Source organism: Hyphococcus sp. (assembly GCF_965228385.1).
In the GTDB taxonomy this organism is placed as follows: Bacteria; Pseudomonadota; Alphaproteobacteria; order Caulobacterales; family Parvularculaceae; genus Hyphococcus.
In genome coordinates this window covers 3,532,091-3,556,686 of the sequence record NZ_OZ245810.1, presented here as the reverse complement: position 1 = coordinate 3,556,686, position 24,596 = coordinate 3,532,091, and the positions used below count along the sequence as shown (strand labels likewise).

General features: G+C 54.6%; 24 protein-coding genes. 8 read left to right on the top strand and 16 right to left on the bottom strand.

Annotated elements, in window-relative coordinates:
- Positions 1-43: 43 nt before the first annotated feature.
- Entirely contained in the window at positions 44-1,234 is a 1,191-nt protein-coding gene (locus ACQK2Q_RS16720; RefSeq protein ID WP_425410883.1) for an AI-2E family transporter, read from the top strand.
- Here the strand turns inward: ACQK2Q_RS16720 and ACQK2Q_RS16715 are convergent.
- Entirely contained in the window at positions 1,231-2,127 is an 897-nt protein-coding gene (locus ACQK2Q_RS16715; protein ID WP_425410882.1) for a hydrogen peroxide-inducible genes activator, read from the bottom strand. The genes ACQK2Q_RS16720 and ACQK2Q_RS16715 overlap by 4 nt on opposite strands.
- 139 nt (positions 2,128-2,266) lie before the next feature.
- Here ACQK2Q_RS16715 and ACQK2Q_RS16710 point away from each other — a divergent pair, with 139 nt between their 5' ends.
- Together ACQK2Q_RS16710 and ACQK2Q_RS16705 are read left to right on the top strand one after the other, a co-directional pair.
- Positions 2,267-2,812, top strand: coding sequence for a peroxiredoxin (locus ACQK2Q_RS16710; protein ID WP_425410881.1), 546 nt, complete (start codon positions 2,267-2,269; stop codon positions 2,810-2,812).
- Positions 2,813-2,901: 89 nt separating this feature from the next.
- Positions 2,902-3,432, top strand: a complete 531-nt coding sequence (locus ACQK2Q_RS16705) for a carboxymuconolactone decarboxylase family protein (protein WP_425410880.1) — start codon at positions 2,902-2,904, stop codon at positions 3,430-3,432.
- Between the two features lie 63 nt (positions 3,433-3,495).
- Here ACQK2Q_RS16705 and ACQK2Q_RS16700 read toward each other — a convergent pair whose 3' ends face one another.
- The 3 genes from ACQK2Q_RS16700 to ACQK2Q_RS16690 form a co-directional block, all read right to left on the bottom strand.
- A complete protein-coding gene (locus ACQK2Q_RS16700; RefSeq protein WP_425410879.1) occupies positions 3,496-4,470 on the bottom strand; it encodes a class I SAM-dependent methyltransferase in 975 nt (324 codons plus the stop codon).
- A gap of 176 nt (positions 4,471-4,646) precedes the next feature.
- Positions 4,647-5,195 (bottom strand): hypothetical protein, encoded by a 549-nt coding sequence (locus ACQK2Q_RS16695; RefSeq protein ID WP_425410878.1) that lies wholly within the window; start codon positions 5,193-5,195, stop codon positions 4,647-4,649.
- Positions 5,196-5,376: 181 nt separating this feature from the next.
- Entirely contained in the window at positions 5,377-8,424 is a 3,048-nt protein-coding gene (locus ACQK2Q_RS16690) for a TonB-dependent receptor domain-containing protein (protein ID WP_425410877.1), read from the bottom strand.
- Between the two features lie 664 nt (positions 8,425-9,088).
- Here ACQK2Q_RS16690 and ACQK2Q_RS16685 point away from each other — a divergent pair.
- Positions 9,089-9,943 (top strand): alpha/beta fold hydrolase, encoded by an 855-nt coding sequence (locus ACQK2Q_RS16685; RefSeq protein ID WP_425410876.1) that lies wholly within the window; start codon positions 9,089-9,091, stop codon positions 9,941-9,943.
- 12 nt (positions 9,944-9,955) lie between these two features.
- Here the strand turns inward: ACQK2Q_RS16685 and ACQK2Q_RS16680 are convergent, their stop codons facing one another.
- Genes ACQK2Q_RS16680 through cysG form a run of 5 tightly spaced genes read right to left on the bottom strand, consistent with a single transcriptional unit; the run spans position 9,956 to position 14,499 of the window.
- On the bottom strand, positions 9,956-10,651 hold the full coding sequence (locus ACQK2Q_RS16680; RefSeq protein ID WP_425411184.1) for a phosphoadenylyl-sulfate reductase: 696 nt from the start codon (positions 10,649-10,651) through the stop codon (positions 9,956-9,958).
- 58 nt (positions 10,652-10,709) lie between these two features.
- The gene (locus tag ACQK2Q_RS16675) at positions 10,710-11,174 is read right to left on the bottom strand and encodes a DUF934 domain-containing protein (protein ID WP_425410875.1); all 465 of its coding nucleotides are present in this window, start codon (positions 11,172-11,174) and stop codon (positions 10,710-10,712) included.
- Complete coding sequence (locus ACQK2Q_RS16670) at positions 11,161-12,816, bottom strand: nitrite/sulfite reductase (protein WP_425410874.1); 1,656 nt, start codon at positions 12,814-12,816, stop codon at positions 11,161-11,163. The genes ACQK2Q_RS16675 and ACQK2Q_RS16670 overlap by 14 nt, the downstream gene beginning before the upstream one ends.
- On the bottom strand, positions 12,809-13,099 hold the full coding sequence (locus ACQK2Q_RS16665) for a DUF2849 domain-containing protein (protein WP_425410873.1): 291 nt from the start codon (positions 13,097-13,099) through the stop codon (positions 12,809-12,811). Before ACQK2Q_RS16665 ends, ACQK2Q_RS16670 begins: the two co-directional genes overlap by 8 nt.
- Positions 13,096-14,499: a siroheme synthase CysG gene (cysG, locus tag ACQK2Q_RS16660; protein ID WP_425410872.1), complete on the bottom strand. Its 1,404-nt coding sequence runs from the start codon at positions 14,497-14,499 to the stop codon at positions 13,096-13,098. The genes ACQK2Q_RS16665 and cysG overlap by 4 nt, the downstream gene beginning before the upstream one ends.
- Before the next feature lie 269 nt (positions 14,500-14,768).
- Here cysG and gcvA point away from each other — a divergent pair, with 269 nt between their 5' ends.
- Positions 14,769-15,704 carry a transcriptional regulator GcvA gene (gene gcvA, locus ACQK2Q_RS16655; protein ID WP_425410871.1) on the top strand — a complete coding sequence of 312 codons (936 nt, stop codon included), beginning with the start codon at positions 14,769-14,771 and terminating at the stop codon, positions 15,702-15,704.
- A gap of 194 nt (positions 15,705-15,898) precedes the next feature.
- Here the strand turns inward: gcvA and ACQK2Q_RS16650 are convergent, their stop codons facing one another.
- Entirely contained in the window at positions 15,899-16,342 is a 444-nt protein-coding gene (locus tag ACQK2Q_RS16650) for an iron-sulfur cluster assembly scaffold protein (RefSeq protein ID WP_425410870.1), read from the bottom strand.
- A gap of 20 nt (positions 16,343-16,362) precedes the next feature.
- Positions 16,363-17,061 (bottom strand): pirin family protein, encoded by a 699-nt coding sequence (locus ACQK2Q_RS16645; protein WP_425410869.1) that lies wholly within the window; start codon positions 17,059-17,061, stop codon positions 16,363-16,365.
- Positions 17,062-17,408: 347 nt separating this feature from the next.
- Here ACQK2Q_RS16645 and ACQK2Q_RS16640 point away from each other — a divergent pair, with 347 nt between their 5' ends.
- A complete protein-coding gene (locus ACQK2Q_RS16640; RefSeq protein ID WP_425410868.1) occupies positions 17,409-17,951 on the top strand; it encodes a hypothetical protein in 543 nt (180 codons plus the stop codon).
- A gap of 64 nt (positions 17,952-18,015) precedes the next feature.
- On the opposite strand, the gene ACQK2Q_RS16635 is transcribed toward ACQK2Q_RS16640, so the two are convergent.
- Together ACQK2Q_RS16635 and cysS are read right to left on the bottom strand one after the other, a co-directional pair.
- Positions 18,016-19,053, bottom strand: a complete 1,038-nt coding sequence (locus tag ACQK2Q_RS16635; RefSeq protein ID WP_425410867.1) for a TIGR00341 family protein — start codon at positions 19,051-19,053, stop codon at positions 18,016-18,018.
- Between the two features lie 7 nt (positions 19,054-19,060).
- Positions 19,061-20,434: a cysteine--tRNA ligase gene (cysS, locus tag ACQK2Q_RS16630; RefSeq protein ID WP_425410866.1), complete on the bottom strand. Its 1,374-nt coding sequence runs from the start codon at positions 20,432-20,434 to the stop codon at positions 19,061-19,063.
- Between the two features lie 114 nt (positions 20,435-20,548).
- On the opposite strand from cysS, the gene hisI reads away from it, so the two are divergent.
- Positions 20,549-20,953 carry a phosphoribosyl-AMP cyclohydrolase gene (gene hisI, locus ACQK2Q_RS16625; RefSeq protein ID WP_425410865.1) on the top strand — a complete coding sequence of 135 codons (405 nt, stop codon included), beginning with the start codon at positions 20,549-20,551 and terminating at the stop codon, positions 20,951-20,953.
- Here hisI and ACQK2Q_RS16620 read toward each other — a convergent pair.
- Positions 20,950-21,666, bottom strand: a complete 717-nt coding sequence (locus tag ACQK2Q_RS16620; protein ID WP_425410864.1) for a DUF2270 domain-containing protein — start codon at positions 21,664-21,666, stop codon at positions 20,950-20,952. The two genes, hisI and ACQK2Q_RS16620, sit on opposite strands and share 4 nt — an antisense overlap.
- Before the next feature lie 100 nt (positions 21,667-21,766).
- Between ACQK2Q_RS16620 and ACQK2Q_RS16615 the strand changes: the two genes are divergently transcribed.
- The gene (locus ACQK2Q_RS16615) at positions 21,767-23,131 is read left to right on the top strand and encodes an MATE family efflux transporter (protein WP_425410863.1); all 1,365 of its coding nucleotides are present in this window, start codon (positions 21,767-21,769) and stop codon (positions 23,129-23,131) included.
- Here ACQK2Q_RS16615 and ACQK2Q_RS16610 read toward each other — a convergent pair.
- Both ACQK2Q_RS16610 and ACQK2Q_RS16605 read right to left on the bottom strand, forming a co-directional pair.
- A complete protein-coding gene (locus ACQK2Q_RS16610) occupies positions 23,128-24,186 on the bottom strand; it encodes a quinone-dependent dihydroorotate dehydrogenase (protein ID WP_425410862.1) in 1,059 nt (352 codons plus the stop codon). The two genes, ACQK2Q_RS16615 and ACQK2Q_RS16610, sit on opposite strands and share 4 nt — an antisense overlap.
- The gene (locus ACQK2Q_RS16605) at positions 24,183-24,569 is read right to left on the bottom strand and encodes a DUF952 domain-containing protein (RefSeq protein ID WP_425410861.1); all 387 of its coding nucleotides are present in this window, start codon (positions 24,567-24,569) and stop codon (positions 24,183-24,185) included. The genes ACQK2Q_RS16610 and ACQK2Q_RS16605 overlap by 4 nt, the downstream gene beginning before the upstream one ends.
- Positions 24,570-24,596 lie beyond the last annotated feature (27 nt).

The following is a 24,596-nucleotide window of genomic DNA, read 5'->3' as shown; positions in this document are numbered from 1 at the left end:
AAATCGGATAAAACTTTACGGCGGCGGTTTTTCCAGCGCTGGCGTGAAATCGCAAATCGGCCTATGCGAAGGTTTAAAGGAGAAACCGATGACAAGGGCGGAAAGGCACGGTATGGCCAAGACATTCTACGGTCTCGCCGTTGCCGTGCTCATTGGCTTCATCGCTTATATCGGCCGCGGCGTACTAATTCCTTTTATCGTCGCGGTTTTTTTATGTTTTCTGATTTTTACCCTCAAGGAAAATGTCCGGCGAATACCGGTTGTCGGCCGATATATGCCGGACTGGCTAGGCTACCTGTTCGCATTTCTGTTAATTGGCGCCGGGCTCGTTCTTTTCGTTGAGATCATACGGTCAAATGTTGAAACCTTACTTGAGGCATGGCCGAGCTATGAGCAACGCCTGCGCGGACTCGCTAATGATGCGATTTCATTTTTCAGAACAATTGATTTTGTGCCGCCAGAACTACTCGGCGGCGTTAATCAGATCCAACAATCTGCGCTGGACCTGATCCGTCCGCTCTTGTCCCAGGCAGCGGGCAGTTTGCGCTCAATCACCTCTAACTTTCTAACTTTTATCACCGTTTTTCTATATTTGATATTCATGCTGATCGAGCGCAGCCGCATCTTTAAAAAGATAAGCCTTCTTGGCTCAGATGCTGGTCAACGGGCCGCTATCAATGAAACGATAAACGATATTGGCGTTATGGTCCGCCAATATATTACCGTGAAAACCATGTCCAACCTCGTCACGGCAAGCATCAGTTACATCATTATGCTGATTATCGGGGTTCAGTTCGCCGGCTTCTGGGCATTGCTGATTTTCGTCTTAAACTACATTCCTATTTTTGGGGCCGCGTCAGCGATAACCCTTCCGGTCCTGCTTAGCCTGGTGCAACCAGACGGCGGGGGCGTCAGAATGGCCGCCATCGCCGCTGTCAGCCTGATCGGCGCTGAACAGATAATGTCAAACGGTGTTGAGCCCCGCATTGTGGGCCGCACATTAAATTTGAGCCCGCTGGTTGTTTTGTTTTCACTTGGAGTTTGGGGATCGCTATGGGGTTTTGCCGGCCTGTTGCTGAGTGTTCCGATCACAGTTTCGGTAATGATTGTATTGTCGCAATTCCGCACAACCCGCCCTATCGCAATCATGATGTCTGATAATGGCGAAATTGCCGCCATCAAGAACGCCGACAAAGCGTCAGATTCACACCAAACGACAGTAGAAACGCGTTAATAGACCGCGCTTTTGATCGTTTCAGCAAGCGAGATCGCCTCTTCCCGGCGCCCCGAGCCTCTGCGCCATGCGACGCCAATCTTGCGTGAAGGGACTGGCTTTGCGAAGGGTATTACTTTCAACCCCGCTCGCGTCGCCAAGCCGGCCTTTACCGCCATATCTGGCAGCAGGGTTGCCCCCAGACCCGATTTCGTCATCTCCGCCAATGTAAACAGACTTGTGCCGCCAAAGGAGGCCGTTGCATCCCGGTCGCGCAATTCGCAAGCATCAATGGCGTGTTCACGCAGACAATGCCCATCTTCAAGCAACAGCAATTCACACCCCCTGATATCACCGCGCTTTAAACTCTTCTTGTGCGCGAGCGGATGACTGGCGGCGCAAGCAAACCAGAACTGATCGTCACCGATTTCGATGGAATCAATGCCCGGCAGATCATAAGGAAAGGCGAGAATAGCGGCGTCTATCAAACCTGCGGCCAGCCTTTCCGCAAGTGTCGCAGTAAGGTCTTCACGCAAATATAACCGCAGTTTGGGAAAAGCCTTGTTTAGCGCCTTTGCAATCCGGGGCAACATGAAAGGCGCAATTGTTGGAATAACCCCGAGGGTAAAAGCGCCCTCCAGCAGGTTTCTGCAACTGGCGGCGCGTACAAGGTCTTCTGCGCCGGCAAGCAGGGCCGGCGCGCGCGATGCGACCTCCTCCCCCGCCGGCGTCAGTGCAAACGCCCGGGTGGAGCGATCAACAAGCTGCTGATCCATCAGCCCTTCCATTTCCTTTATTGCTGAGGACAGCGTCGATTGCGACACCAAGCAGTCCTCGGCCGCCTTTGAGAAAGATTCCCGGCGCACAAGGGCCATAAAGAACTGTAGCTGGCGCAAAGTCGGCAAGGGCGTCATATTTAACCACCTTTTAAGATCGAAATATTCGATATTTTTTAGAAATATAATCTATTTGATTAATTTTCCAAGAGCGCTATGTATGCGTCACACCCGATGGGTTAGACAAACGCACATATAGATTTAAAGGAGAAAATGCATGTTAGGCGTCGGTGATAAACTTCCCGAATTTTCCGTTGTAGGCGTCAAACCCGGCTTCAACGCCCATGAGGAAAGTGGCGAATCTGCTTTCGAGGAAATCACGCAAGACAGTTTTTCCGGCAAATGGAAAGTCATCTATTTTTATCCGAAGGATTTTACCTTCGTTTGCCCTACAGAAATTGCTGAGTTTGGCCGTCTCGCCAAGGAATTCGAAGATCGTGATGCTATCGTGTTGGGCGGCAGCTCGGACAATGAGTTCTGTAAACTGGCGTGGCGTCGCGATCATCCCGATCTTGACAAGCACCCCGCCTGGCAGTTCGCTGATACGACAGGCTCGTTAATTGACGGGCTTGGCATACGTGCGCCGGAAGGCGTTGCTTTGCGCGCAACCTACCTTGTTGATCCGCATGGCGTTATACAACATGTGGCTGTAAATGGATTGAATGTCGGCCGCAATCCGCAGGAAACCCTGCGCATTCTTGACGGTCTGCAAACGGATGAACTATGCCCTTGCAACCGTCCGGTTGGCGGCGACACGCTGTAAGGCAATCTATGATGGAGAGCGCGCGCGGTCATGATAGAATCGTCGCGCTCTTTTTTTATCCCTATATAAATTGATGAAAGGAGCTAATTATGAGTATTGACGCGCTTCGTGATCAAATTCCCGACTACGCCAAAGACATACGGCTGAACCTTGGCACGCTGGCTTCTGAAACCAGCCTCAGCGATCAGCAAAAATGGGGCGCGTTTTTAGCGTCCGCGCTCGCTTCCGGCAACGCAGCCGTAATCAAAGCCATGGCAGCTGAAATAGACGGAAAGCTTTCGCCTGAAGCTGTCACAGCGGCCAAGGCCGCCGCCGCCATCATGGGCATGAACAACGTTTATTATCGCTCTACGCATTTGATGTCCGCAAAAGATTACGCCTCCATGCCGGCCAAGTTGCGCATGAACGTCATTGGCAACCCCGGGGTCGATAAGGTCGATTTTGAACTCTGGTCTCTTGCCGTTTCTGCTATTAACGGATGCGGCATGTGCCTTGATGCCCATGAAAAAGTCGTGCGCAAAGGCGGGCTATCCGCCGAACAGGTGCAATCGGCGCTACGCATTGCAGCAACTGTTCATGCCGCGGCGGCCGTATTAACAGGTGAAGAGGCGCTAAACTAGCGCTTCTCTTCTTCGCGCCGGTTGACGCATTAGAGCGATTTTAGCGCGACTCATTTTTACGCCTTAAGCTGGCTTTTCCGCAATTAAAGCCCATGCTGCAGGTTTTAAAGGCACGCCAAGATGCAGAATTTCCGGTGCGGTCACGTTCAGGCCCGCGGCGCGCAAACGATCGATAAGCGCCTTCATATCGTCTTCTGACTGGGCTGCCGATATCATGGACGACATGCGGTGTTCGTAGGCTTTTAATTCAAACTCACCGCTCCCGATCCACGCCTCGATATCGTCTGGCGCGTATGCCCCTATGCGCCGATACATATGACCAAGATCGGAATAGAGCCGTAGCAGAAAGGCGCGTGCGCTACTGGCGGGGCTTTCAGCAATAAGGGATTTTGCTGCTTGGACGGTTGGCGCAAAGGCTTTATCAGCTTCCAATAGCTTTTCCCGCGGCGCGCGACCGGCTAACACGGCAAAACCAGTCTTAAAAACCTCTCTCGCGCGAGGCAACAAGCCGATCTTCTGCGTTTTCAAAATAATATTGAGATTGGCGGCGCATTCGTCCTCAATGCCGCCGCCTTTTAAATGAATGACAGCTGCAAATACGCCTTCTGGCCGTAAAATCCGGGCGACTTCGTCAAATGCAGCGAAGCCGGCGTATTCCAGGCCAAATTGAGTGACGGCGAAGTCATAGACCTCAGAAGGCAGAGGGAGAGTGCAAGCGTCAGCGACAAACCCTGAAATATTTGCAATGACGCTCACGCCGCGAACTGCCGCCGGCGAGTAGTCAGTACAATGAATAGTGAGCGCAAAGCCTGAAGCTTTAGTTATTTTCAAGGCGTTTGCCGAGACCGGCGCAGCCCCGCAGGCGAGCTCAATCATTGTACGAGGCCCGTCTTTCAGGCGGTTGGTGAAAAACGACGCCCAGAAACGATCGAGAGCCTCGCCCCTGACGCCGCCAGACAGAGACTGATTCGCGGCTTCAGCGCCGGCCCAATAAGCACTCCAGCTTTCCGCATCATTTCTAGTTATTTTATCGACCATTGCTTATCACGTTATCGATCCGCCAAACCCCCAGCAAGGCGAAATCAATAACGGCGAATCTTAACAGGCTCTCTATGAAATTCTGGATTCACAGTTGCTTTGGAGCTGAACGCCACAGTACAGCAACTCCATCACACCATTGCGGATGGACAAACAAGTCTACGTAAAATTCAGGGCTACTTTATCCGCTCTACCCGGATTGTTCTTTTAGACGATGCCGGCCGCAGCAGATGCGAACCAAACATGCCCTTCCTGATTATGATCGGAACGCCGTCGCCGGTAGCGTTTGGAAGGCGAAGATTATCCGTATCACCTGCGATCTGCCGCCAAACCTGTCCGTTATCCAATGTGATGATGTATCGGCCGGCTTGCGTAAACCCCAGCCCGACAAGCCGCGCGCGCAGCGATTTGGGCGTTTGCTCCTCTTCCGCACGCTGCTGAACCATATCCTCGGCGCCGAACGACTTTTCAGGTGTCAGCGCACCATTAGAGGCCATGCGCGCGGGCGCTTGACTCCCGCCATCGTTTTCCGCCGCAGAAGATGCGATTGCTTGGGCCGCTGCATCTGTTGTTTTATCAAAACAACTCAATCGCTCCGATTCCATAGGGATCGAGCGGCACTCAAGAATTTCGTTCAGATTTTGAGCTTGCGCGCTATCACTTACGCCAAACACGCTCGTCGCCCACGCCAGCCCAATCAGCGCCGTTATTATCTTCACGCCCATCGCGTTTATCCCAATATGACTTCGAAACCTACCGAGCCCTATTCAACAATAATTGTCAAATAGCGTAAACGCCTATCTCGAAGCGTTCCGAAAATCATGAAGGCTGACGCACGATAATATTTAAAAAAAACTGCGGGCCCCGAAGGGCCCGCAGCTAATACTTTCCTTAATGGCGTTCTGCTTAGAAGCGGAAGTTCGCGCCAAGGAAAAGGAAGCGGCCGATATCATACGTGCCAGGGAAGGTGTTGCCGTTACCTGTGCCCGTACCAGCAGCTGTAAACAGCGGAGGATCACTATCCAGAACGTTGTTCACGCCAGCGCGGAGATTGACGCTCTCCGTCACCTGCATATTCGCTGCAAGGTCGATATAGCTATAAGAGGCGAAGCCAGGCTCAACAGCTGAAGCGGCCGTATTATCTACGGACGTCATATAGCGCCAGGTCACGCTCAGATCGATGTTCGCCGGCGTTCTCCATGTAGTCAGGAGACGATGGCTGTATGTCGGATTAACAGCAACGGTAGTGCCCTTACAGTCGTTGCCGACATTTCCCGCACACTCAATCGGATTACCGCCAGGGAACGGCGTGAAATCCTTCGAAATGAGATATGTCGAAGCGTAATCAAAGCCGAGAGAGCCCATCTCGCCAACGCCCACATCAGCAAGATCCATTGAGTAACGGGCCTGGAAGTCAACGCCTGAGGTTTTTAGCGACGCAATGTTGAGGTTACGTGCGTCAAAACCAGAAGTCGTAACGATACCAGCACGCAACGTGCCGCCAGGACCGCGCATGATCAGATCACAGAAGGTCGGATCGCCAGAATCCAGACAGTTATTCAGAATAGTCTGGGCTGCAATACCTGGGCTGATGTAATCGTCAACAGAAATGTTGAAGTAGTCGATACTGACCGAAAGACCCGGAACGGTGCTTGGCGTAAAGAGCACGCCGCCAGTCCACGTGTCTGATGTTTCCGGGCTAAGAGCTGTATTGCCGCCCGTGATGGACTGGGTCTGACCCGCCAGCACGTCGGAAATCGATCCGTATTGCCCAGACGTCACGCCTGTGTTCATACAATCAGCGAGGCTGCGAATCGGCGCATCGGAAGAGCACGGGTCAAACAACTGAATGCCGTTCGTGTTCGTGCCAGCAGGATCGAGATCCGGCAGCCCGGTTGCGATGCCGGTGTACAACTCGATGACGTTCGGCGCACGCACGGCGCGCTGGAACTGGCCGCGAAGCCTGATGTCTTCAACAGGCACCCAGTTCAGCATGAGACCGAAAGCATGTGTGTTGAAGCTGTTCGTCGTGTTATTCCCGGCGGCCTTGTAATCCGAGAAACGGTACTGGCCGCTGAAGGTCAACTCTTCGAAAAGCGGCCGCTCGGTGATAAGCGGTACCTGCAACTCGGTATAGAGTTCAAGCGCTTCAAGCGAGCCTGCGACCGGCAAGGTTGGGCCCCCAACGCCGGTGAAGCCGCCATCTGCACGCTGGCTGATCTGGTCCGGCTGTGCGTTCAAGCTATCTTTGCGCCATTCGATACCCGCCAGGAAGCCAACGCCAGCATCCGTCCAGGGCATAGTCCAGCCATATTCGCCAAGGTCGGTCTGTATGTTACCGCCGGTGACGATTTGCTGCGTTTCACCCGTAGTAATGCCGACACCCTGAATGTAATTCAACGCCGCTTGGCTAACGAGGCTTTCGCCATTCGGGCCGCGCTGCCAGATGTTGTAGGGAACGCATCCGTTAGCCCGCGCCGCTGCGCTGATACACTGAACGCCGCCCATACCGTCCGATTCAACCAAGAGTGCGTTTTGCGCCTGGTCAATAAGGAAGTCGTTAGTTGAAATATCAACATCTGAGGTCTTGGAATACTGGAAGAAAGCTTCCCAAGCCCAGCCGCCAAGATCGCCGCGAAGACCGGTGACAATCCGCAATGCGTCATTGTCCAGTTCGGAATTACGCGGTCCGCCTTCAACGTTCCGGTGAGACGCTGTGACAGGCGCGTCGTCTCCGTCGAAGTTGCCCATCTCGTCCATCAAATCGCCGATAATGGTGCCGTTGGCGATATCCGCCGCCGAACATTCGTAAATATCTGTTGCGAGATTAAGTCCCGGCGTTTGCAGCAAGGGATTGTCGCAATTGATCGACCAGCCGCCGAAAGTCGCGGATGGCGCAATCTGCGCGTCAGAGTTGTTCTGAACGTAGCCGAAATCGGCGAAAGCCTCGAGATTGTCAGCCAGCTCGTAATGGCCGCGTGCATAAACCTGGAAGCGCTCGGAAGGACGCTGGAAGTAATTCAGCGGACCGAAGTTGTAGGTTTCGGCCGGGCCGCCCTGGTAGGTCGTAATTGTACCGTCTTCCTGCTGAAAAGCGTCGCCGCCAGTGCCGCCAAAGAGACGGAAGTTGCCGGAACCAACGCAACCAAAGCCCGAGAACGTTCCTGCGCCCGTGCCTGTGCCCATTGCACATGCGGAAACCGAACGGTTGTCCTGCGTAATCGCTTCAACAGTCTCATAGGAGGTGAAAAGGGTGACGTTGCCGCGACCATCAGACGTATTCGCACCCATCGTCAGGGCAAGGTTCAGCGATTCGCCGTCCCAGCTGCCAGGCGCAACAGGCTGGCCGCCAGCCAAAGCAATGTTGTCAAGGAACTCAATGCCATTGCCAGCCTGATTGATACCGCCAAGAACATCGAGCTCAATACCTTCAAAGTCTCTTTTCAGGATGAAGTTCGCAACACCAGCAACAGCGTCTGAGCCGTAAACAGCCGACGCGCCGCCGGTCAGAATGTCGACACGCTCAACCAATTGCGTTGGGATAAGGTCGACGTTTGGCGCTGAAGTCGCAGAGTCGCCGTATGGCAGCCGGCGTCCGTCGATCAGCACCAGCGTACGGATCGGACCGATGCCGCGAAGGTCAAGTTGCGCCGTACCCGATGCGCCGTTCGAAACCTCTGTTGTTTGCCCAGCCGACAATTGCGGCAGAACGTTGATGAAATCCTCAATTCGGACGGCGCCGCGGATATCAACTTCCTCGTCCGTGACGCTGAGAACCGGTTGCGCCGAAGACAAGTTCGGATTTGTCATAAGACGCGTACCGGTAACGATAACCACGTCATCGGCGGCGTCATCTTGAGCTGCTGCGGGAGCCGCCGTCGCCAAAAAGGCGGCGGGGGCTATCGCCACCGCAGCTGCGCCCATCATGGCGCGAGAACGTATTTTTTTATGCATCTAACCCTCCGGTTTTTAAACTAACGACGACGCCCCCCCTTTTTTTTCGGGCGCGCAGTCCCGCCCTGCTAGGGCGGCCTGAAGGCGCAATTTTACGCCTTGCATTACCGGTTTCTTATCTTCCGGCTTGGTTTATGGTCAATAAAGGAAGACACTGCGAAGTATTTTGGTTTCGGGAGCGTAGCATATTAGCAACATGCTGAATTTGCTTAGTTTACTCTTTGTTAAGACTGGTAAATATTGCGTTTACAAAGGATGGTGGCGGGTGTTGGTTGGGTCGACCCGCGCTATAGGGTGCGCGTTCGTATCGCGCCCTCTATCTCCGACATTCCGATAAAAGCTTGCGTCGCGAGTAATTTGCCCAATAGGGTTTGACTATTTTATGCTAAATTATTTACATAATTAGCAGAAAGTCGTGGAAAAATACGAAAGTTTAGCAAACCACACCAATAGAAGTTTATTTCAATTCCCATCAGACTTAGCAATCCGCAACATGGGTGAGCTAGTGTGACCATTTCGAAAGACGCAGTCCCCATCTTCTTGTAGGCTGAAAAACCAGCGTCAATGCCGCTTTCATCGGCGGGTCGGCGCCGCAGACCCGCTCGCCAAATGTCAGCCAGCCGTCTATTGAAGTTATCCCCGAACACCTGACCGAATTTTGTAAATGACCTCGTTCGATTTAATTGAGACTTCAGCGCCGGACAAAATCGTCTTGCGGGCCCGGCGCTACGCCGGCGGTTCGAAAACACCCGTGCTTTGTATACCAGGCCTGACCCGGAACGCGCGCGATTTTGAAGATCTGGCGCCGAAGATCGCAAAAACAGGCCGCGATGTTATCGCCGTCACCTTACGCGGACGCGCTGATTCCGACTATGATGCGGATTATCTCAATTATCACCCGCTTACCTATCGCGACGACATATTGCATGTTCTCGATACGATTAACCTGGAACAGGCCATATTTCTCGGCACATCGCTGGGCGGGATCGTGACCATGCTTGTGAACGCCATCGCTCAAGCGCGCGTAAGCGCCGCCGTGATTAATGATGTAGGTCCTGAATTAGCGCCGGAAGGGTTATCGCGCATAGGCGGATATGTAGGCGGCGACAATCGCCCTGCGGCAACTCTCGAGGAAGCGGCCGCGCGCATAAAAGAAATCAATGAAGTCGCCTTTCCAGGCATGGATGACGCATTCTGGATCGCGTTCGCCAAACGCACTTACCGCAAAAAAGACGATGGGCGTTGGGTGCTGGATTACGACCCGAACATCGGCAGGGCGCTGACGGAAGTCGGCCCGGCGCCGGATCTTTGGCCGGCATGGGAAAGCCTGAACGGCACACCCACGCTGGTTGTTCGCGGTGAGATCAGTGATCTCTTATCGCCTGAAATCATCGAGAAAATGCGCGCCGTCCACCCGTCGTTTGAATATACGGAAGTACCGAATGTCGGCCACGCGCCGATGCTGACGGAACCGGCTGCGTGGCGTGCGATTCAGAAATTTCTGCAAAAGGCCGCCTAAAGACCGATGATGCTACCGCCCATGTATGCCGCATTCGGTTTTAGCCGCGCCGCGCCAGCGCCCCGCGCGAATATCATCGCCCGATGCGGCCGGGTGGGTACAAGGCCAGCAGCCGATTGAGGGGTATCCTTGCGCCGTCAACGGATGCGCCGGCAGATCGTGCTCCGCGTAAAACGACTCTATATCCGATTTTGTCCAGCGAATGAGCGGATTCACTTTGATATGCGCCGGCGCCGCTTCGAATGCAGGCAAGTTAATACGTCCGCCGCCGTGAAATTGTTTGCGGCCCGTTATCCAGGCGTCGAAACCGCCAAGCGCCGACATTAAAGGTTCTACTTTGCGCATTGTGCAGCAGGCGTCGGCATCGCGTTTCCACAGATCGCCCGAGGGATCGCGCGCGTTTAGCGAAGTCTCGTCAGGCCGGATGTCGCGCACATCGCTCAGTCCAAGCCGCTCGGCCAACTTCTTGCGATAACTCAGCGTCTGCGCAAAGTGCTTGCCGGTTTCCAGAAAAATCACGGGCGTTGATTTATCTATCGCGGCCACAAGATGCAGCAGCGCCGCCGACTCCGCGCCGAATGATGAGACGAGCGCGATACGGCCGAGAAACTCATCCTTGATTGCGATCCGCAAGATTTCCAGCGCGTCCTCGCCGGAATGTTTCATGGCAAGCCGCCGCGCCCGCAATTCCCGATCGTCATTGGCGATCGATTGCGGCGTCGTTGCATGTTTGCTGGCTGCAGCGGAGATGCTCACGACATTCTCCTTACGCAGCCGCCGCGCGCGCCAGCCGTCTGCGCCAGACCGGCGCAGCGTTATCCGCCGCAGGCTGGTAGGCGAAAGACAATTCGCGTAAGGCGCCGTTAGCGCCAGCGACATCTTCGCTTGCAAATTCAAACGCGTTTACGCCGCAGCGAACCATGAATAAAAGTTGATCGCGCAGAATTTCACCGCGCGCGCGGATTTCGCCTGTATATTTGTAACGCTCCCGCAACAGTCGCGCTTGTGTGTAGGCGCGCCCGTCTTTGAACCCCGGAAAATTGAGAATGATCACGCCGAAGCCGTTCAGATCACACTTTATGTCGCTGAGCGGCGCATCGTTGCCGATAATCAAGGCTGTCGCATCCGCATGAATTTGCGGATTATCACGCCAGTCCTCAAGCGAGACTTCAACCAGCGGCTCTTCAAGAGACGGCGTCAACCGGTCGCGATTGAGTTTAAGCAGCGTCATAAAGAGCCTCCTTAAAAGGTTCCGCGCCAAGGCGGCGATAGGTATCGAGAAATCGTTCATTGTCCTGACGTTTATTTCGATAAACGCCGATGAGTTTTTCAACGGCGTCGACGACTTCGTCGGATGAAAGACCCCGCCCCGCGATTTCGCCGAGCGATGCGTCTTCTGCGCCGGAGCCGCCAAGCGTCACCTGGTAAAACTCTTCGCCTTTCTTATCGACGCCAAGAATGCCGATATGGCCCACATGATGGTGACCGCAGGCGTTGATGCAGCCGGAAATCTTGATTTTTAACTCGCCCAGCTCTTCCTGGCTATCGATGTCGGAAAAGCGCTCCGCGATCCGTTGCGCGATCGGGATCGAGCGCGTATTGGCGAGCGCGCAGTAATCGAGTCCCGGGCAAGCTATAATGTCGCTTACCAGTCCGATATTGGCGGTACCGAGATTGGCTTCGTTTAAGGCTCGCCATACGGCGAACAGATCGTCCTGTTTTACATGCGGCAGAACAAGGTTTTGTTCATGCGTGGCGCGAATTTCATCGAAAGAAAATTCATCGGCGATGTCGGCGACCGCTTCCATCTGCGCATCGGTGATGTCACCGGGTACGCCGCCGATGGGCTTCAGTGAAATATTGACGATCGCATATCCTGGCGTCTTGTGGGGCGCGACATTGATGCGCACCCACCTTGCAAAATCAGGATCTTCTTTTTTCCGGCGTTCCAACACCTGGCTTTCCGCCGGCAGCTTTTCAAAAGCGGGCGGCGAAAAATATGCGTATATGCGTTTCATTTCCTCGCCGGGAAGATCAATCTCGCTGTCTTTAATCTGCGCCCATTCATCTTCAACGAGGCGCGCAAAGTTTTCGACCCCTTCGGAATTGACGAGAATTTTAATGCGCGCCTTATAAAGATTATCCCTGCGCCCTTGCAGGTTATAAACCCGCAATATCGCTTCAAGATATGACAGCAGATATGATTTCGGCAGAAATTTACGGATTGTATGACCAACATAGGGCGTGCGGCCAAGCCCGCCGCCGACGACAACCTCAAAACCTGTTTCGCCATTTTCATTTTTGTACAATCGCAGACCAATATCATGCACTTTCACCGCGGCGCGGTCATTATCCGCCGCTGTTACAGCGATCTTGAACTTGCGCGGCAGAAATGAAAATTCCGGATGAAATGTCGACCACTGACGAATCATTTCCGCATAGGGGCGGGGGTCCTCCGTCTCATCAGCAGCCGCACCGGCATATTGGTCAGATGTAACGTTTCGAATGCAATTGCCAGACGTCTGGATGGCATGCATTTCTGCATCCGCCAGATCGTCGAGAATATCCGGCACATCAACCAACGCAGGCCAGTTATACTGAATATTCTGGCGCGTCGTAAAATGACCGTAACCTTTGTCATATTTGCGCGCCACATGAGCAAGCTTGCGCATTTGTGTTGACGACAACGTGCCGTACGGAATTGCTACGCGCAGCATGTAAGCGTGCAGTTGCAGATATAGCCCGTTCATGAGGCGCAGCGGTTTGAACTGGTCTTCGTTCAACTCTCCGGATAGCCGGCGCGCCACCTGTCCCCGAAACTGCACAACACGTTCGGCGACCATCGTTGCGTCGAATTCATCATATCTATACATGTGCGGGCTCAATACTGTTTAGATCCCTCCGGATAGTCGGACCGTCGCGGCGAATTGTTTCGCGCAATGTTTCACGTCCGGTCAGAGCGCCAGTCGCTGGATCGACTGAAACGAGATACGCGTCAGCGATTTCCGTGACGCGAGACTGCGCCGTAGCAAGGGCGTCCGCTGTCTGCTCAATGGCGAACTTCGCAGCGCCGGATTGTGAAACTGTCCAGATATTTTCTTCGCTGAGATAAACGACGGCGCCGTCGTCAAGCCTGTTTGCGGTGACAATTTTCATGCCGCAAGTCCTTTTCTGTCTGCAATGGAGAGCAGCGTTTCGCCATCGGCAAGCGCTGCGACTTCGCCAATGACGAGCAGCGCCGGTCCTTGAATTCCGCCCGCATCAATCAGCGCCGGAAGTTCGCTGAGCGCGCCTTTCAAGATTTTCTGATTTGCGCGGCTGCCATTTTCAATTACGGCTACCGGCGTAGAGGGCGCTCGCCCATGCGCGATAAGGTTTCGGGCAATTTTTCCGGCCTTTGTCACACCCATATAAACGACGAGCGTATTTTTGAGCGCCGCCAGCGCCGACCAATCCAGGGCGGGGTCGGCCTCTCCCTTCGCGTGACCGGTCACAAAAGTGACGGCCTGGGCGAAATCGCGATGAGTGAGCGCCATATTGGCGGCGGCGGCGCATCCGGTCGCAGCGGTGACGCCGGGCGTAGCGAAAACGGGGATGTTAGCGTTTTGGAGCGCTTCAAGCTCCTCACCCCCGCGACCGAATATGAACGGGTCGCCGCCTTTCAGGCGAACAACCATTTTTCCCTGACGCGCATGGTCAATCATGCGCGATTCAATTTCCTCCTGCGGCACAGCGTGATTGGATTTCGCTTTGCCAACATAAAATCGCTCGGCGTCACGGCGAGCGAGCGACAGAATTTCTTCACTGACGAGGCGGTCATAAAGAATAACGTCAGCCTGCTGCAGCAGACGCAATGCCTTGACTGTAAGCAAATCGGGATCACCTGGCCCAGCACCAACAATGTGAACAACGCCCTTTGTTTCATTCGTTTGCGGACGGTTGAGCAAAGCGATCATCTCTTCGTGCGTTCCCGTTTCATCGCCAGCAAGCACGCGGGCCGCGATGGGGCCATCAAAGAATCGCTCCCAGAATGTACGGCGACGGTCAGCCGGAATACACGCCTTGACAGATGGACGGTAAAGGTCGGCGAATTCAGCCAGCGCCCCGAGCCTCGGGGGCGCCAGGGCTTCGATGTCGGCGCGCAGTTTTCTGCCGAGTACTGGCGCAGCGCCATCTGTAGAGATCGAGATCGTCACACGGCCGCGATCGACAATAGACGGCGTGGTGAACTGGCACAGGGAGGGTTCATCCACAACATTGACCAATGCGCTCGCTGCACGCGCTGCATCAACCCAGCGCCGGGCCGCCTCACGGTCTAGACCCGCGATGAATACAATCACCGCTGAGCGAAAGTCGCCGTAAGCTGGCTCGCGTTCAATCAGGCGAACGCTCCCCTCAAGCGCCGCGCGCGTCGCCGGTGCAATTTTGGGCGCAATGAGCGTAAGGTCCGCTTCCGCGGCCAACATAAGACGCGCCTTCGCCAGCGCCTCGGCGCCGCCGCCGATAATCACGACGCGCCGTTGTTGCAGGCTGATATGTACTGGAAATCTTTTCATTTAGTTTTTCTAAAGCAATAATAAGATATGCGCTTAGTGCGTCTTAAAGGTTTTTACGTATCGGAACCTAGTGAGGCTGGAATTTCAGCTCAATCGATTATTTCTGAGCGATTTATTAGTATTTCTTGGCGTTGCAGCAATTTCCGCGAAAATTCTATTATTTAGAAGATCTCATCATATTAATCACGTCATGGTGATTTCCATGCGCGCTTGCGCATTTAGCAAATCTATCTGTATACAGGTCACGCTGATGATTTTGGTTTGAGAAAATGAAGCAAATACCGCCACTCAACGCATTACGCGTCTTTGAAGCCGCTGCAAGGCATTTAAGTTTCACTAAAGCTGCAGATGAATTGCATGTGACGCCCGGCGCCGTCAGCCAGCAGATCAAGGCTTTGGAGGATTTCCTGCAAACGCCGGTATTCCGCCGCCACAAAAGGGCGCTTCTCCTGACGGATGAAGCCCAGGCCAGCCTGCCCATTCTGCGCGAGGGTTTCGACAAACTGGCGGAAGCCGGCCAAATTCTCGCGAAAAAAGGCGACGCCGGACGTTTGACCGTATCCGTCGCCCCCTCATTCGCATCGAAATGGCTGGTGCCGCGCCTTGATCGGTTTCAGGAATTGCACCCGGAAATCGATGTTTGGGTCTCAGCGGACATGAATGTCGTTGATTTCGCTGTTGATGATGTAGACATCGCCATTCGCTATGGGGCTGGGAATTATAGCGGGCTTGTAACCGAGCATTTAATGGCGGAGAAAATTGTTCCCGTATGCAGTCCCCAGTTGCTGACCGGGGACAATCCACTGAAAAAACCGGACGATTTGAAACAGCACACGCTTTTGCACGATTCCAGCTCCGAAAAAGACCCGGGATGTCCGACCTGGCCGATGTGGCTGAAGGCGGCCGGCGTCTGCCATAAAGAGGGCGAACGCGGCCTGAAGTTCAACCAGTCAAGCCTGGTCATCGAAGCCGCGGTCGCCGGCAAGGGCGTCGCGCTGGCAAAATCCGCGCTGGCGCTGGCCGACCTGGAGGCGGCGCGGCTCGTCATTCCATTCGACCTTACGACGCCTACGGAGTTTTCCTATTACGTAGTGCACCCACCCTCCAAGTCATCTTCTGCGACTGTTAAAGCTTTCAAAGAATGGGTTCAGCGCGAAGCTAACGAAAGCGCCGACGCCTCAGACGCACAGGAAGCAGCGGCTTAAGCGCGTCTCCAATAAATGCGCCCCGCACTCTGGGGGAAAGAGCACGAGGCGCTGAAAGCGGCCCATGAGGCGGGGGAGAGAGAAACCGGGCCGCTTCGTCCCTTTGAAAATGGCGATCCAACCGCGTTTCTCAAGCCATCAGAAGATGACAATCGCGTTACGTTTGTGGGATGTCGCGCCGATGCGGCGAATTGTCAGGCGTTGTCCGAAGCGCTTCTAATTTCATTGAGGCAAGCGCAGACAGCTTCAAATACGAGCAGTGTAGACGCATGACGTTGCGGAAATTCGCGTATCGGCGCCAGCATAGCAAGATCGCGCCATCGCTCCCCCCCTGGCGGTGTTCCGCCATCTTTTAACATTGCGCGCATCTCATCACGCAATGTGAACAGGTCATCAGCCTGTGCGCCGAAAATGTTTCGCGCGAGAATAGAGGCTGAAGCTTGGCCCAAGGCGCAGGCTTTCGCTTCCATCGCGAATTCGCTAACCGCGCCCTCGTCCAACGAAAGATCGACAGTAACCTCAGAACCGCATACACGGCTGACTTTTGTCGCGCTTGCCTGCGGCGCGTCAAGACGACGCGCCGGCGGGATCGCCGCCGCCGCGTCCAGAACGCCATCAGTATATAAGTCACTTAACATGAAAGCTATTTGGCGCCTTTTCAGGCTAAATCAAACAGCAATATTTCCGCGTCTGAAAGCGCTTTGAGTGAAATTGCGCTCATATTCTCGATTTTGGCGCCGTCGCCCGCCTGCATGATCGATCCTTCTGGCAACTCAACGCCGCCCCGCGCGATTTGCAGCCACCCGGCGCGCCCGGGCGCAAATGTGTGGCGTACATTGTCACCCTCTTTAACGCGCGCGGCAAAGAGATCCGCATCCTGCCTGATTTGAAACGAACCGTCACGCCCGTCGCTCGATGCAATCAACGCCAATTCGCCATCGGCGGCATTGGAGATCTTGCGCTCCTCGTAACGCGGCGCGCCGCCGCGCACGTTCGGCGTGATCCAGATCTGATAGAGGTGCAAAGGCTCAGTTGCCGACGCATTCACTTCAGAATGCGTAACGCCCGAACCGGCGGACATGTATTGAACCACGCCGGGCGTGATAACGCCGCCGCCGCCTGTAGAATCCTTATGCGCCAGCGATCCCTCAATTACGTAAGTGATGATCTCCATATTATCGTGCGGATGGGTCGGAAACCCCGCGCCCGGATTAATGCGATCCTCATTCATGACGCGCAGCGACCGGAAACCCATATGGTCAGGATGGTAATAATTTGCGAAAGAGAATGTATGGCGCGCATCCAGCCAGCCATGATTAGCCTGGCCGCGATCAATGTTTTTCCGGATTGTTATCATTATTATCCTCCTTGCCAGACGATACCCCACGATGCCGCCCGGGCGTTTTAGCCCGCCACAGCGAGCGCTCTATTGTACATGATTGCGTTTCAGGTAAGCGCGCATCCGGCACATTAAAGGACGCCCTGATAAGCGCGCGGTTCACGAAAGCGCGATCATTCACCGACTTTGAAAAACGCTTCGCCGCAAGTCCGCTTGTTTCCGAGCGACGCAGGCGACACTCTCATCCGCACAACGTTGCGGCGCCATCAACACAGAAAAGCCGACAATAGAGGCATACCGCGGCCCAAATCCTCGCACCACTGACTTCTGTCGAGGATAAAAAGTGAAAAAGAAAAGGGAACAAAATGACAATCTACAACAATACAACCGGCTTGTTAAAAAAGCTCAAAGTCGCGCTGATCGCCAGCGGCGCCATCGCCGCTTTGTCCGCCGCGCCTGCAGCCATGGCCGGCGACCTAAATAGTATCGTCGTCGACAGCGTCAATCTCGATTTCGGCGACGAAGATTTTCTGCAAGCTCTGATTGAAATGGATGCGGACGATATTGCGGAAATGAGCAAAGAGTTTGCCGACGCCCGCGACGATATCCGCGATGCGATTACTGAAATCGCGGACGCCCGCGCCGAGGCGGAAAAATCTGATCAGGCGAGCAGCATTCTCGCGGTTGCGCTCAGCGAAGCAGGTAATTCTGTATCGGAAACCGCGGAAAGCGCATTCGCGCAAGTGCGGGCCGAATTGAACCGCGCGCAGGAAGAACTAACAGGCATGCGGTCAAGCATAAGCCCGGAAGAATATTCCGAAACACAGGAAGTGATATCTTTTTTGCGCGCGGAACTCAGCGCATTCGAAGACGCGCTTGGCGACCTTATCGCTGCCTTGAACGCATAAAATAAACGAAATGCGTTTTTGTTGCTGCCGGCCGGTGACTTATCGGCTGGCTGCTTCAGATACTTCATTCAGCGGGTAATTCACCGCTGATCAAGTCTTCCACTTCCGGCATAGTGCCGACCGGTGCGAAAATGATAACGCCTACCAGCATCATTAAAAGCGTCAGCAATACCGCAACGTTTATTTTCTGCGCTCTTCCCGCCTGCTTTTTCTCAAACCATGTGCGCGGACGAACGCCCTTGTAAAAATAAACGCCCTGCGCGGCGATCATGATACAAACGACATTAACGGTGAGTAGCAAAAGAGCGCGTGCAAGGTAACTGAATTCTCCTGCGCCGAGAAAAATTCCTGCGGCGGCCGCTGGCGGCAATAGCGCAACCGCCACCATAACGCCGACGAGCGCCGCTGAGATTCCTGCAACAATCGACAACGCTGCGGCGACACCCGCCGCCAGGGCGAGCACCACTGAATCAAGGCCAGCGACTGTACGGCTCATGAGTTCATAACTATCTGTGTTTACGCCCAATAAAAGTCCCATAGCCGCTGCGGTCGCAAAACCCAGCGCCAGACCGGCGGCGGCGTTGCGGCTTGCGCGCAATAAGAGTTTATAATCCCCCAACGCCACGCCCAGGGATATCGCCAATATTGGCCCCAGCAGCGGCGCGATGACCATCGCACCGATCACAGCCGCCACATTATCAGCATGGAGACCAAGCGCCGCCACGACGCTTGAGGCGGCGGTCAGGACAAAAAAATCAGAACTTAATCCAGCACCCTTTGCTACGTCGTCATAAATTTCTTCGCGCAACGCCCGCTTTTCCTGCCGCTTTGCTTCTTCCTGTTCTTCTTCTTCGTCCTCCGGCTGCGGGGCTGTCGCTTCAACGGGAAGCACCAGGATGCGCCAATCCTTACCGGACTCACAAATTTCCTGAAGTTTATCCACCAGGTCCTGTGCGCCATGGCGAATAAAAAAAGCACGCAACACCATGCAGTCGCCATCGTCTCTTTCAGAGAAACGATAGTGGGTTGGGTCGCTCTCCTCGACGGCTTTGCGCGCGGCGTCTTCTTTGTCGGCGGGAAATACAGCCTCTATTAAGCGCATGAAAAAATTACTCCCGCCGCCAGGATGCGCCTTGAGGGCCATCCTCAATAATGATCCCTTGCGCAGCCAATTGATCCCGGATTTCATCGGCGCGCGCGAAGTTTTTTGAGTTGCGCGCGTCACTGCGCTCTTTCAGTAACGCGTCAATTACCGCTTCATCAATCGCATCAGAATCGGCGCCCCTAAACCATTGCGATGGCTTTGCGTGAAAAAATCCCATGAGCCGGCCAGCGTTGCGCAATTTGGCGATGGCAGCGATACGCGCGCGCCCTTCCATCTGGCCGGCGATATCGCGCAATTCGTGCAGCCCTGCATACGCCTCAGGCGTATTAAGGTCGTCGCAAAGCGCCAGCACGATGCTGTCCGGCGGCGGGTCCATCTGGTCGGAGAATTCGATTTCATCGAGCAAGCGATAAAACCGATCAAGCTGTTTTTTCGATTGCTGTAACAGTGCGTCAGTCCACTCCAACGGCTGGCGATAATGAGCGGACAATAGCGCCCACCGAATAACTTCCCCATGCCAATCTTTCAAAAGATCATGGGCCAGCACGACATTGCCGAGAGATTTCGACATCTTGTCGCTGCCCATACGGAGGAACCCGTTATGCATCCAATAGCGTGCAAGCGGAGCGCCGTCATGTGCGCAGGCTGACTGTGCGATTTCATTTTCATGGTGTGGAAAGCGCAGATCCTGTCCGCCGCCGTGAATATCGATCATTCGGCCAAGCTTTGCGTCAATCATCACTGAGCACTCTGTGTGCCAGCCTGGCCGGCCACGCCCCCAGGGGCTGTCCCAGCCGGGTTCGTCATCGCTCGATGGCTTCCACAACACGAAATCAGCGGCGCTTTTTTTGTAAGGCGCAACCTCGACCCGCGCGCCGGCAATCATCTCGTCCCGGTCCACGCCGGAAAGTGCGCCATAATTGTCGAATGCATCGACCGAGAACAACACATGGCCGTCAGCTACATAGGCGGCGCTTTTCGCAATTAGTTTCTCGATCAGGGCGACCATTTCGGCGACGTGCCCCGTCGCTTCAGGTTCAAGTGTTGGCGATAACACGCCGAGCGCGCCCATATCGTCCCGGTAGATTTTTGCGAATTTTTCTGTAATTTCATTGATCGACTGACCGGTTTCCTGCGCAGCCTTGATGATTTTATCGTCTATATCGGTGATATTTCGCGCATATACCACATGATTTTCACCATATTCATGACGCAGCATCCGGTAGAGAAGATCAAAGACCACAGCCGCCCGCGCATTGCCGATATGTGCATAGGAATAAACTGTGGGCCCGCAGACATACATGGTGACGCGTTTTTTATCGGCGGGCTCAAAAGCGCGCTTTTCACGCGCCAGCGTATCGTAAATCGTCAACGGCATCGTAAGGGCTCTATTTTCTCCGGGCCGTTGCTAACCGTCCATGCCCGTTGAAGCAATAACACAGTTCGCCAATTTCCTGCTGCTTTTAAAAATTCAGAATGATACACTTGCGCCATGACCGACCGGAACACCTCATCGTCCGATGACGCCATTGAAGAAACGCGCGATTTCGCGCCGCGCTTTAACGCCGACGGACTGATTCCGGTCGTGACGACGGATCAGGCCACAGGCGCGGTATTAATGCTCGCCTATATGAACGCAGAAGCGCTTGAGAAGACAATCGCCAGCGGAGACGCCTGGTATTGGTCCCGTTCCCGACAGGCTTTGTGGCGTAAGGGCGAAACATCAGGCCACACGCAAAAGGTGCAGGAGTTGCGAACCGATTGTGACCAAGACACGCTTCAATTGATAGTCGACCAGAGCGGCCCCGCCTGCCACACTAACCGCCCTTCCTGTTTTTATCGGAGGATCACGCCGGCGAACGGCGGAATGTTACTGGAACTAATATCGGACGATTAGCCCATGCCGCCGACGCCGGCCTTTCTTGCATGCTTGCGCTTATCTAGGAGGTAAGTCCAGACGGAGAGAGCGATCCAACCGCCATGAAATACAACCCCAAAACAGAAGATGAAAATTCCGGGAATCGGCCCAACCGCCATGCGGGTCAAAAACTCTGAAAGCGTCGCCACGGGCTCGGGGTCGATCACGACTTTACCTACATAGGCAAGGGCCTGGAAACTAAAAATCCACATGTAGTTGCGACGCAATCGCCGCCCCATCGCACGCCAGAAACCAATGTGATATTCCGGCGTCATATAATCCTTACCCAGAATATCCTGCCACTCGCCGGGCTCAGGCCGGGTGGAGCGAAACAGCATCGGGGCGTAAAAATTAGTTTCAATCCAACGGCAACGCGCTCGCCAGACATTGAAGTAACGGTAGCGGCGGGCTTCAAGAATAAGAAACATCGAGATCAGAATGCCGACAAGCAGCAGCGGCAACGGCGAGGCTGTGCGCGAGGCATAGGTCACCGACAATGCGATGCCGAGCGTAACAACAGACCAGTTCGTCGTATTATCAAGCCTCGTGCGCCAGATCGTCGAGCGATACACTTCGCCGCGATAAAGATGGGCAAGGGCGCCGATTTCGGCGTTGTCGAACTCATTGCCGGTTCCGCCCGGCGGTGATTGCCAGTTTGTCCAGTCTTTTCTCTCCATGAAACGGATTGTCATCCCATTTGCATGCCCATGACAAGCGCCGGGGCGTTATAAGACGGGCGTGCACCCTCTCGACAGACTGCGCCAATCCGCATAGGCGACGAATGAATTGCCTATGACCCATTCTTCCGTAAACACGCATGCTGTCTCCTACCGCGAGATTTTCCGCCTCGCCTGGCCCGCGTCTGTAGCAGCGTCGGTGACGCCGCTGCTCGGCGCGATTGATGTCTGGGCGCTGGGGCAATCTTCAAGGCCGCTGGATATCGCCGCCGTTGGTCTTGGCGCTGTCATCTTTTCACTCGCTTACTGGACATTCGGGTTTATCCGTATGAGCGTCGCCGGGCTTGCTGCGCAGGCTATAGGCGCGGAAGATGAAATCGAGGCGCGCGCAGCGCTTGTGCGCGGCGCAGCAATCGGCGGCGGCGTCGGGCTGGCGTTGATTATCTTACAATGGCCCATCGGCGCGCTGGCTTTTGAGCTTTTATCGACCGGTTCGCAGGCGAGCGCCGAAACGCTGGCGTCCGGTAGGGACTATTTCAACATTCGCATCTGGGGCGCGCCTTTTTCGCTGGCGTCTTACGCCGCCTTTGGCTGGCTGACCGCACGCGGACGCACGGATTACATGATGGCGGCCAGTCTTTTTATAACATTACTCAACATCGCACTGGATTACTGGTTTGTTGTTAAACAGGGTTGGGGCCCTGAAGGCGTAGCAACAGGAACGCTGATTGCGGAAGTTTCAGGATTTTTCGTTGTGTCCGCTTTCATCTTGCTCATTATGAAAAGCCACGGCGGTATTAAAAATCACTGGCGCCCGCGCGACTTTTTTAGATTCTCCCGCTTGAGGCGGACCATTACCGTCAATTTCGATATTTTTGTACGAACGCTATTGCTCGCATTTTCATTCTCCTGGTTTGTACAACGCGGCGGCGCTTTTGGCGATGTCACGCTGGCGGCTAATCAGGTGCTATTACAGCTTTTTCTTTTTACCGGCCTCGCGCTCGACGGTACCGCTATCGCCGCTGAATCACTCGTCGGCCGCGCGCTCGGCGCCCGAGATAAAACACGCGCGGAAAGCCGCTATACAAGCGCCGTACGCCGAACCTTCATTGTCGCCCTCATTGCTGCGGCGGCTTTTTCCGCACTTTATGGTTTCGCAGGCGGCGCGATCATTACACTATTAACCCCTGATGGAATGATCCGCGAGGCTGCAAATACGTTCATGCCGTGGGTTGTGATCAGCCCCATTATCGTCGTCGCAGGATTTCAGCTTGACGGTATTTTTGTCGGCGCCACACGTTCCAGAGAATTGCGCGACGCGATCATTATTTCCACAATTGTTTTTTTACCGGGTTCACTTTGGCTTGCGAGCCTCTTCGGTAACCACGGCCTATGGGCGGCGTTTTCCGTCTACTTTTTATTGCGCGCGATGGCGCTTGGCGCGTGGCTGCCGCGCATTCAAAATTCGTTCAAAGTTTAATGCGCGCCTGCGCCAACGGCATCCGATATTTTATCCAGGCCGTCCGATTTTAAGAAGTCCTGCAATCCAGCCAGAATACGGTACGGAAGGGACGGCCCTTGATAGACAAGCGCCGTATAAAGCTGCACCAGCGATGCGCCCGCCAGAATTTTTTCATAAGCGTCGCGCGCAGAGGATATGCCGCCGACGCCAATCAGCGGTATCTCGCCGCCGATCTCCGCATAAAATTCGCGCAGCAGAGCAGTCGATTGCGCAAATAAAGGCGCACCGGAAAGCCCGCCGGCTTCATGCGCGCATTCACTTTGCAGGGTCCCTGGCCGTTCTATCGTCGTGTTTGAGACAATTAACCCTTGTAATGCTGTTTTCATGGCCGTTTCAGCAATATCAGCCTTATCCTCGTCGGTAATATCTGGCGCGATTTTCAAAAATACAGGTGTATCCGCCGCATATTCATCGCGCGCTGCGTGGACGCGGCGAATCAGGTTTTCCAACACATCCCTGCCCTGCAAAGCGCGAAGACCGGGCGTGTTTGGCGACGAAATATTGACCGTGAAGAAATCGACCAGCCCGGCAAGTCCCTTGACGCCGGTAACATAATCCTGCGTGCGATCTTCGCTGTCTTTGTTCGCACCGAGATTGGCGCCGATGACGCCATCGCACTTTGACGCTTTCAAGCGGGCTGCGACAATGTCAAGGCCGTCATTGTTAAATCCATATCTGTTGATTATGGCTGCGTCGGCGCGCAATCGAAAAACGCGCGGCCGGTCATTACCGGGTTGCGGGCGCGGCGTCACAGCGCCGATTTCAACAAAACCGAACCCCAGATCGAGCGACGCGCCGTAGGCTTCGGCGTTTTTATCGAACCCGGCGGCAAGCCCCAGAGGATTTGGAAAATCAATGCCGGCAACACGCATTTGCAAGCAAGGCGTGCTGATGGTTCTTTTAGGACCGAAGCCGGCTTTCAGCATACGAACGGTGAGGCGATGCGCAGTCTCACCGTCGGCTAATCCCATGATTTTCGAGCCAAGATTGGCGAGGACCATTGGCGTCTTCATAATATATCACCGAATTGAAAGCCGCCCTTTTCATTGTTCAGTCGTATTGCAGCTGCAACATGCCCGACATTCAGATCGCCATACAAATGCGGGAATTTTTCACCCCGCTTGGGCGCAAGCTCAAATTTTACATCCCCAGCTATCGCTGCAAGCGGCATTTTGAGCGCCAGCAAATCCGCCGCGCCGGCAAAGTGTAAATTCGCCGTCTCCAGTAACTGTGACCTCGTAGAGAGATGATAATACCCATCTCGCTCATCAATATCGCGCTTCGGCACGCGTCCTGTTTCCTGGGCGGCGCGCCATTCCTGCTCTGTTGCAAGACGATAAACGAAATCAGATTCCGGCTCGGTCATCATATTGACGATGGCCCTAGCGCTCTCCACGGCTGCGGTCCAGCCCCGGTCGCGTCA

What these genes read in the sequence shown, in the direction of transcription:
- ACQK2Q_RS16715 (WP_425410882.1), bottom strand. Translation starts at nt 2,127, where the DNA reads ATGACGCCCTTGCCGACTTTGCGCCAGCTACAGTTCTTTATGGCCCTT.
- ACQK2Q_RS16710 (WP_425410881.1), top strand. Translation starts at nt 2,267, where the DNA reads ATGTTAGGCGTCGGTGATAAACTTCCCGAATTTTCCGTTGTAGGCGTC.
- ACQK2Q_RS16705 (WP_425410880.1), top strand. Translation starts at nt 2,902, where the DNA reads ATGAGTATTGACGCGCTTCGTGATCAAATTCCCGACTACGCCAAAGAC.
- ACQK2Q_RS16700 (WP_425410879.1), bottom strand. Translation starts at nt 4,470, where the DNA reads ATGGTCGATAAAATAACTAGAAATGATGCGGAAAGCTGGAGTGCTTAT.
- ACQK2Q_RS16695 (WP_425410878.1), bottom strand. Translation starts at nt 5,195, where the DNA reads ATGGGCGTGAAGATAATAACGGCGCTGATTGGGCTGGCGTGGGCGACG.
- ACQK2Q_RS16690 (WP_425410877.1), bottom strand. Translation starts at nt 8,424, where the DNA reads ATGCATAAAAAAATACGTTCTCGCGCCATGATGGGCGCAGCTGCGGTG.
- ACQK2Q_RS16685 (WP_425410876.1), top strand. Translation starts at nt 9,089, where the DNA reads ATGACCTCGTTCGATTTAATTGAGACTTCAGCGCCGGACAAAATCGTC.
- ACQK2Q_RS16675 (WP_425410875.1), bottom strand. Translation starts at nt 11,174, where the DNA reads ATGACGCTGCTTAAACTCAATCGCGACCGGTTGACGCCGTCTCTTGAA.
- ACQK2Q_RS16670 (WP_425410874.1), bottom strand. Translation starts at nt 12,816, where the DNA reads ATGTATAGATATGATGAATTCGACGCAACGATGGTCGCCGAACGTGTT.
- ACQK2Q_RS16665 (WP_425410873.1), bottom strand. Translation starts at nt 13,099, where the DNA reads ATGAAAATTGTCACCGCAAACAGGCTTGACGACGGCGCCGTCGTTTAT.
- cysG (WP_425410872.1), bottom strand. Translation starts at nt 14,499, where the DNA reads ATGAAAAGATTTCCAGTACATATCAGCCTGCAACAACGGCGCGTCGTG.
- gcvA (WP_425410871.1), top strand. Translation starts at nt 14,769, where the DNA reads ATGAAGCAAATACCGCCACTCAACGCATTACGCGTCTTTGAAGCCGCT.
- ACQK2Q_RS16650 (WP_425410870.1), bottom strand. Translation starts at nt 16,342, where the DNA reads ATGTTAAGTGACTTATATACTGATGGCGTTCTGGACGCGGCGGCGGCG.
- ACQK2Q_RS16645 (WP_425410869.1), bottom strand. Translation starts at nt 17,061, where the DNA reads ATGATAACAATCCGGAAAAACATTGATCGCGGCCAGGCTAATCATGGC.
- ACQK2Q_RS16640 (WP_425410868.1), top strand. Translation starts at nt 17,409, where the DNA reads ATGACAATCTACAACAATACAACCGGCTTGTTAAAAAAGCTCAAAGTC.
- ACQK2Q_RS16635 (WP_425410867.1), bottom strand. Translation starts at nt 19,053, where the DNA reads ATGCGCTTAATAGAGGCTGTATTTCCCGCCGACAAAGAAGACGCCGCG.
- cysS (WP_425410866.1), bottom strand. Translation starts at nt 20,434, where the DNA reads ATGCCGTTGACGATTTACGATACGCTGGCGCGTGAAAAGCGCGCTTTT.
- hisI (WP_425410865.1), top strand. Translation starts at nt 20,549, where the DNA reads ATGACCGACCGGAACACCTCATCGTCCGATGACGCCATTGAAGAAACG.
- ACQK2Q_RS16620 (WP_425410864.1), bottom strand. Translation starts at nt 21,666, where the DNA reads ATGACAATCCGTTTCATGGAGAGAAAAGACTGGACAAACTGGCAATCA.
- ACQK2Q_RS16615 (WP_425410863.1), top strand. Translation starts at nt 21,767, where the DNA reads ATGACCCATTCTTCCGTAAACACGCATGCTGTCTCCTACCGCGAGATT.
- ACQK2Q_RS16610 (WP_425410862.1), bottom strand. Translation starts at nt 24,186, where the DNA reads ATGAAGACGCCAATGGTCCTCGCCAATCTTGGCTCGAAAATCATGGGA.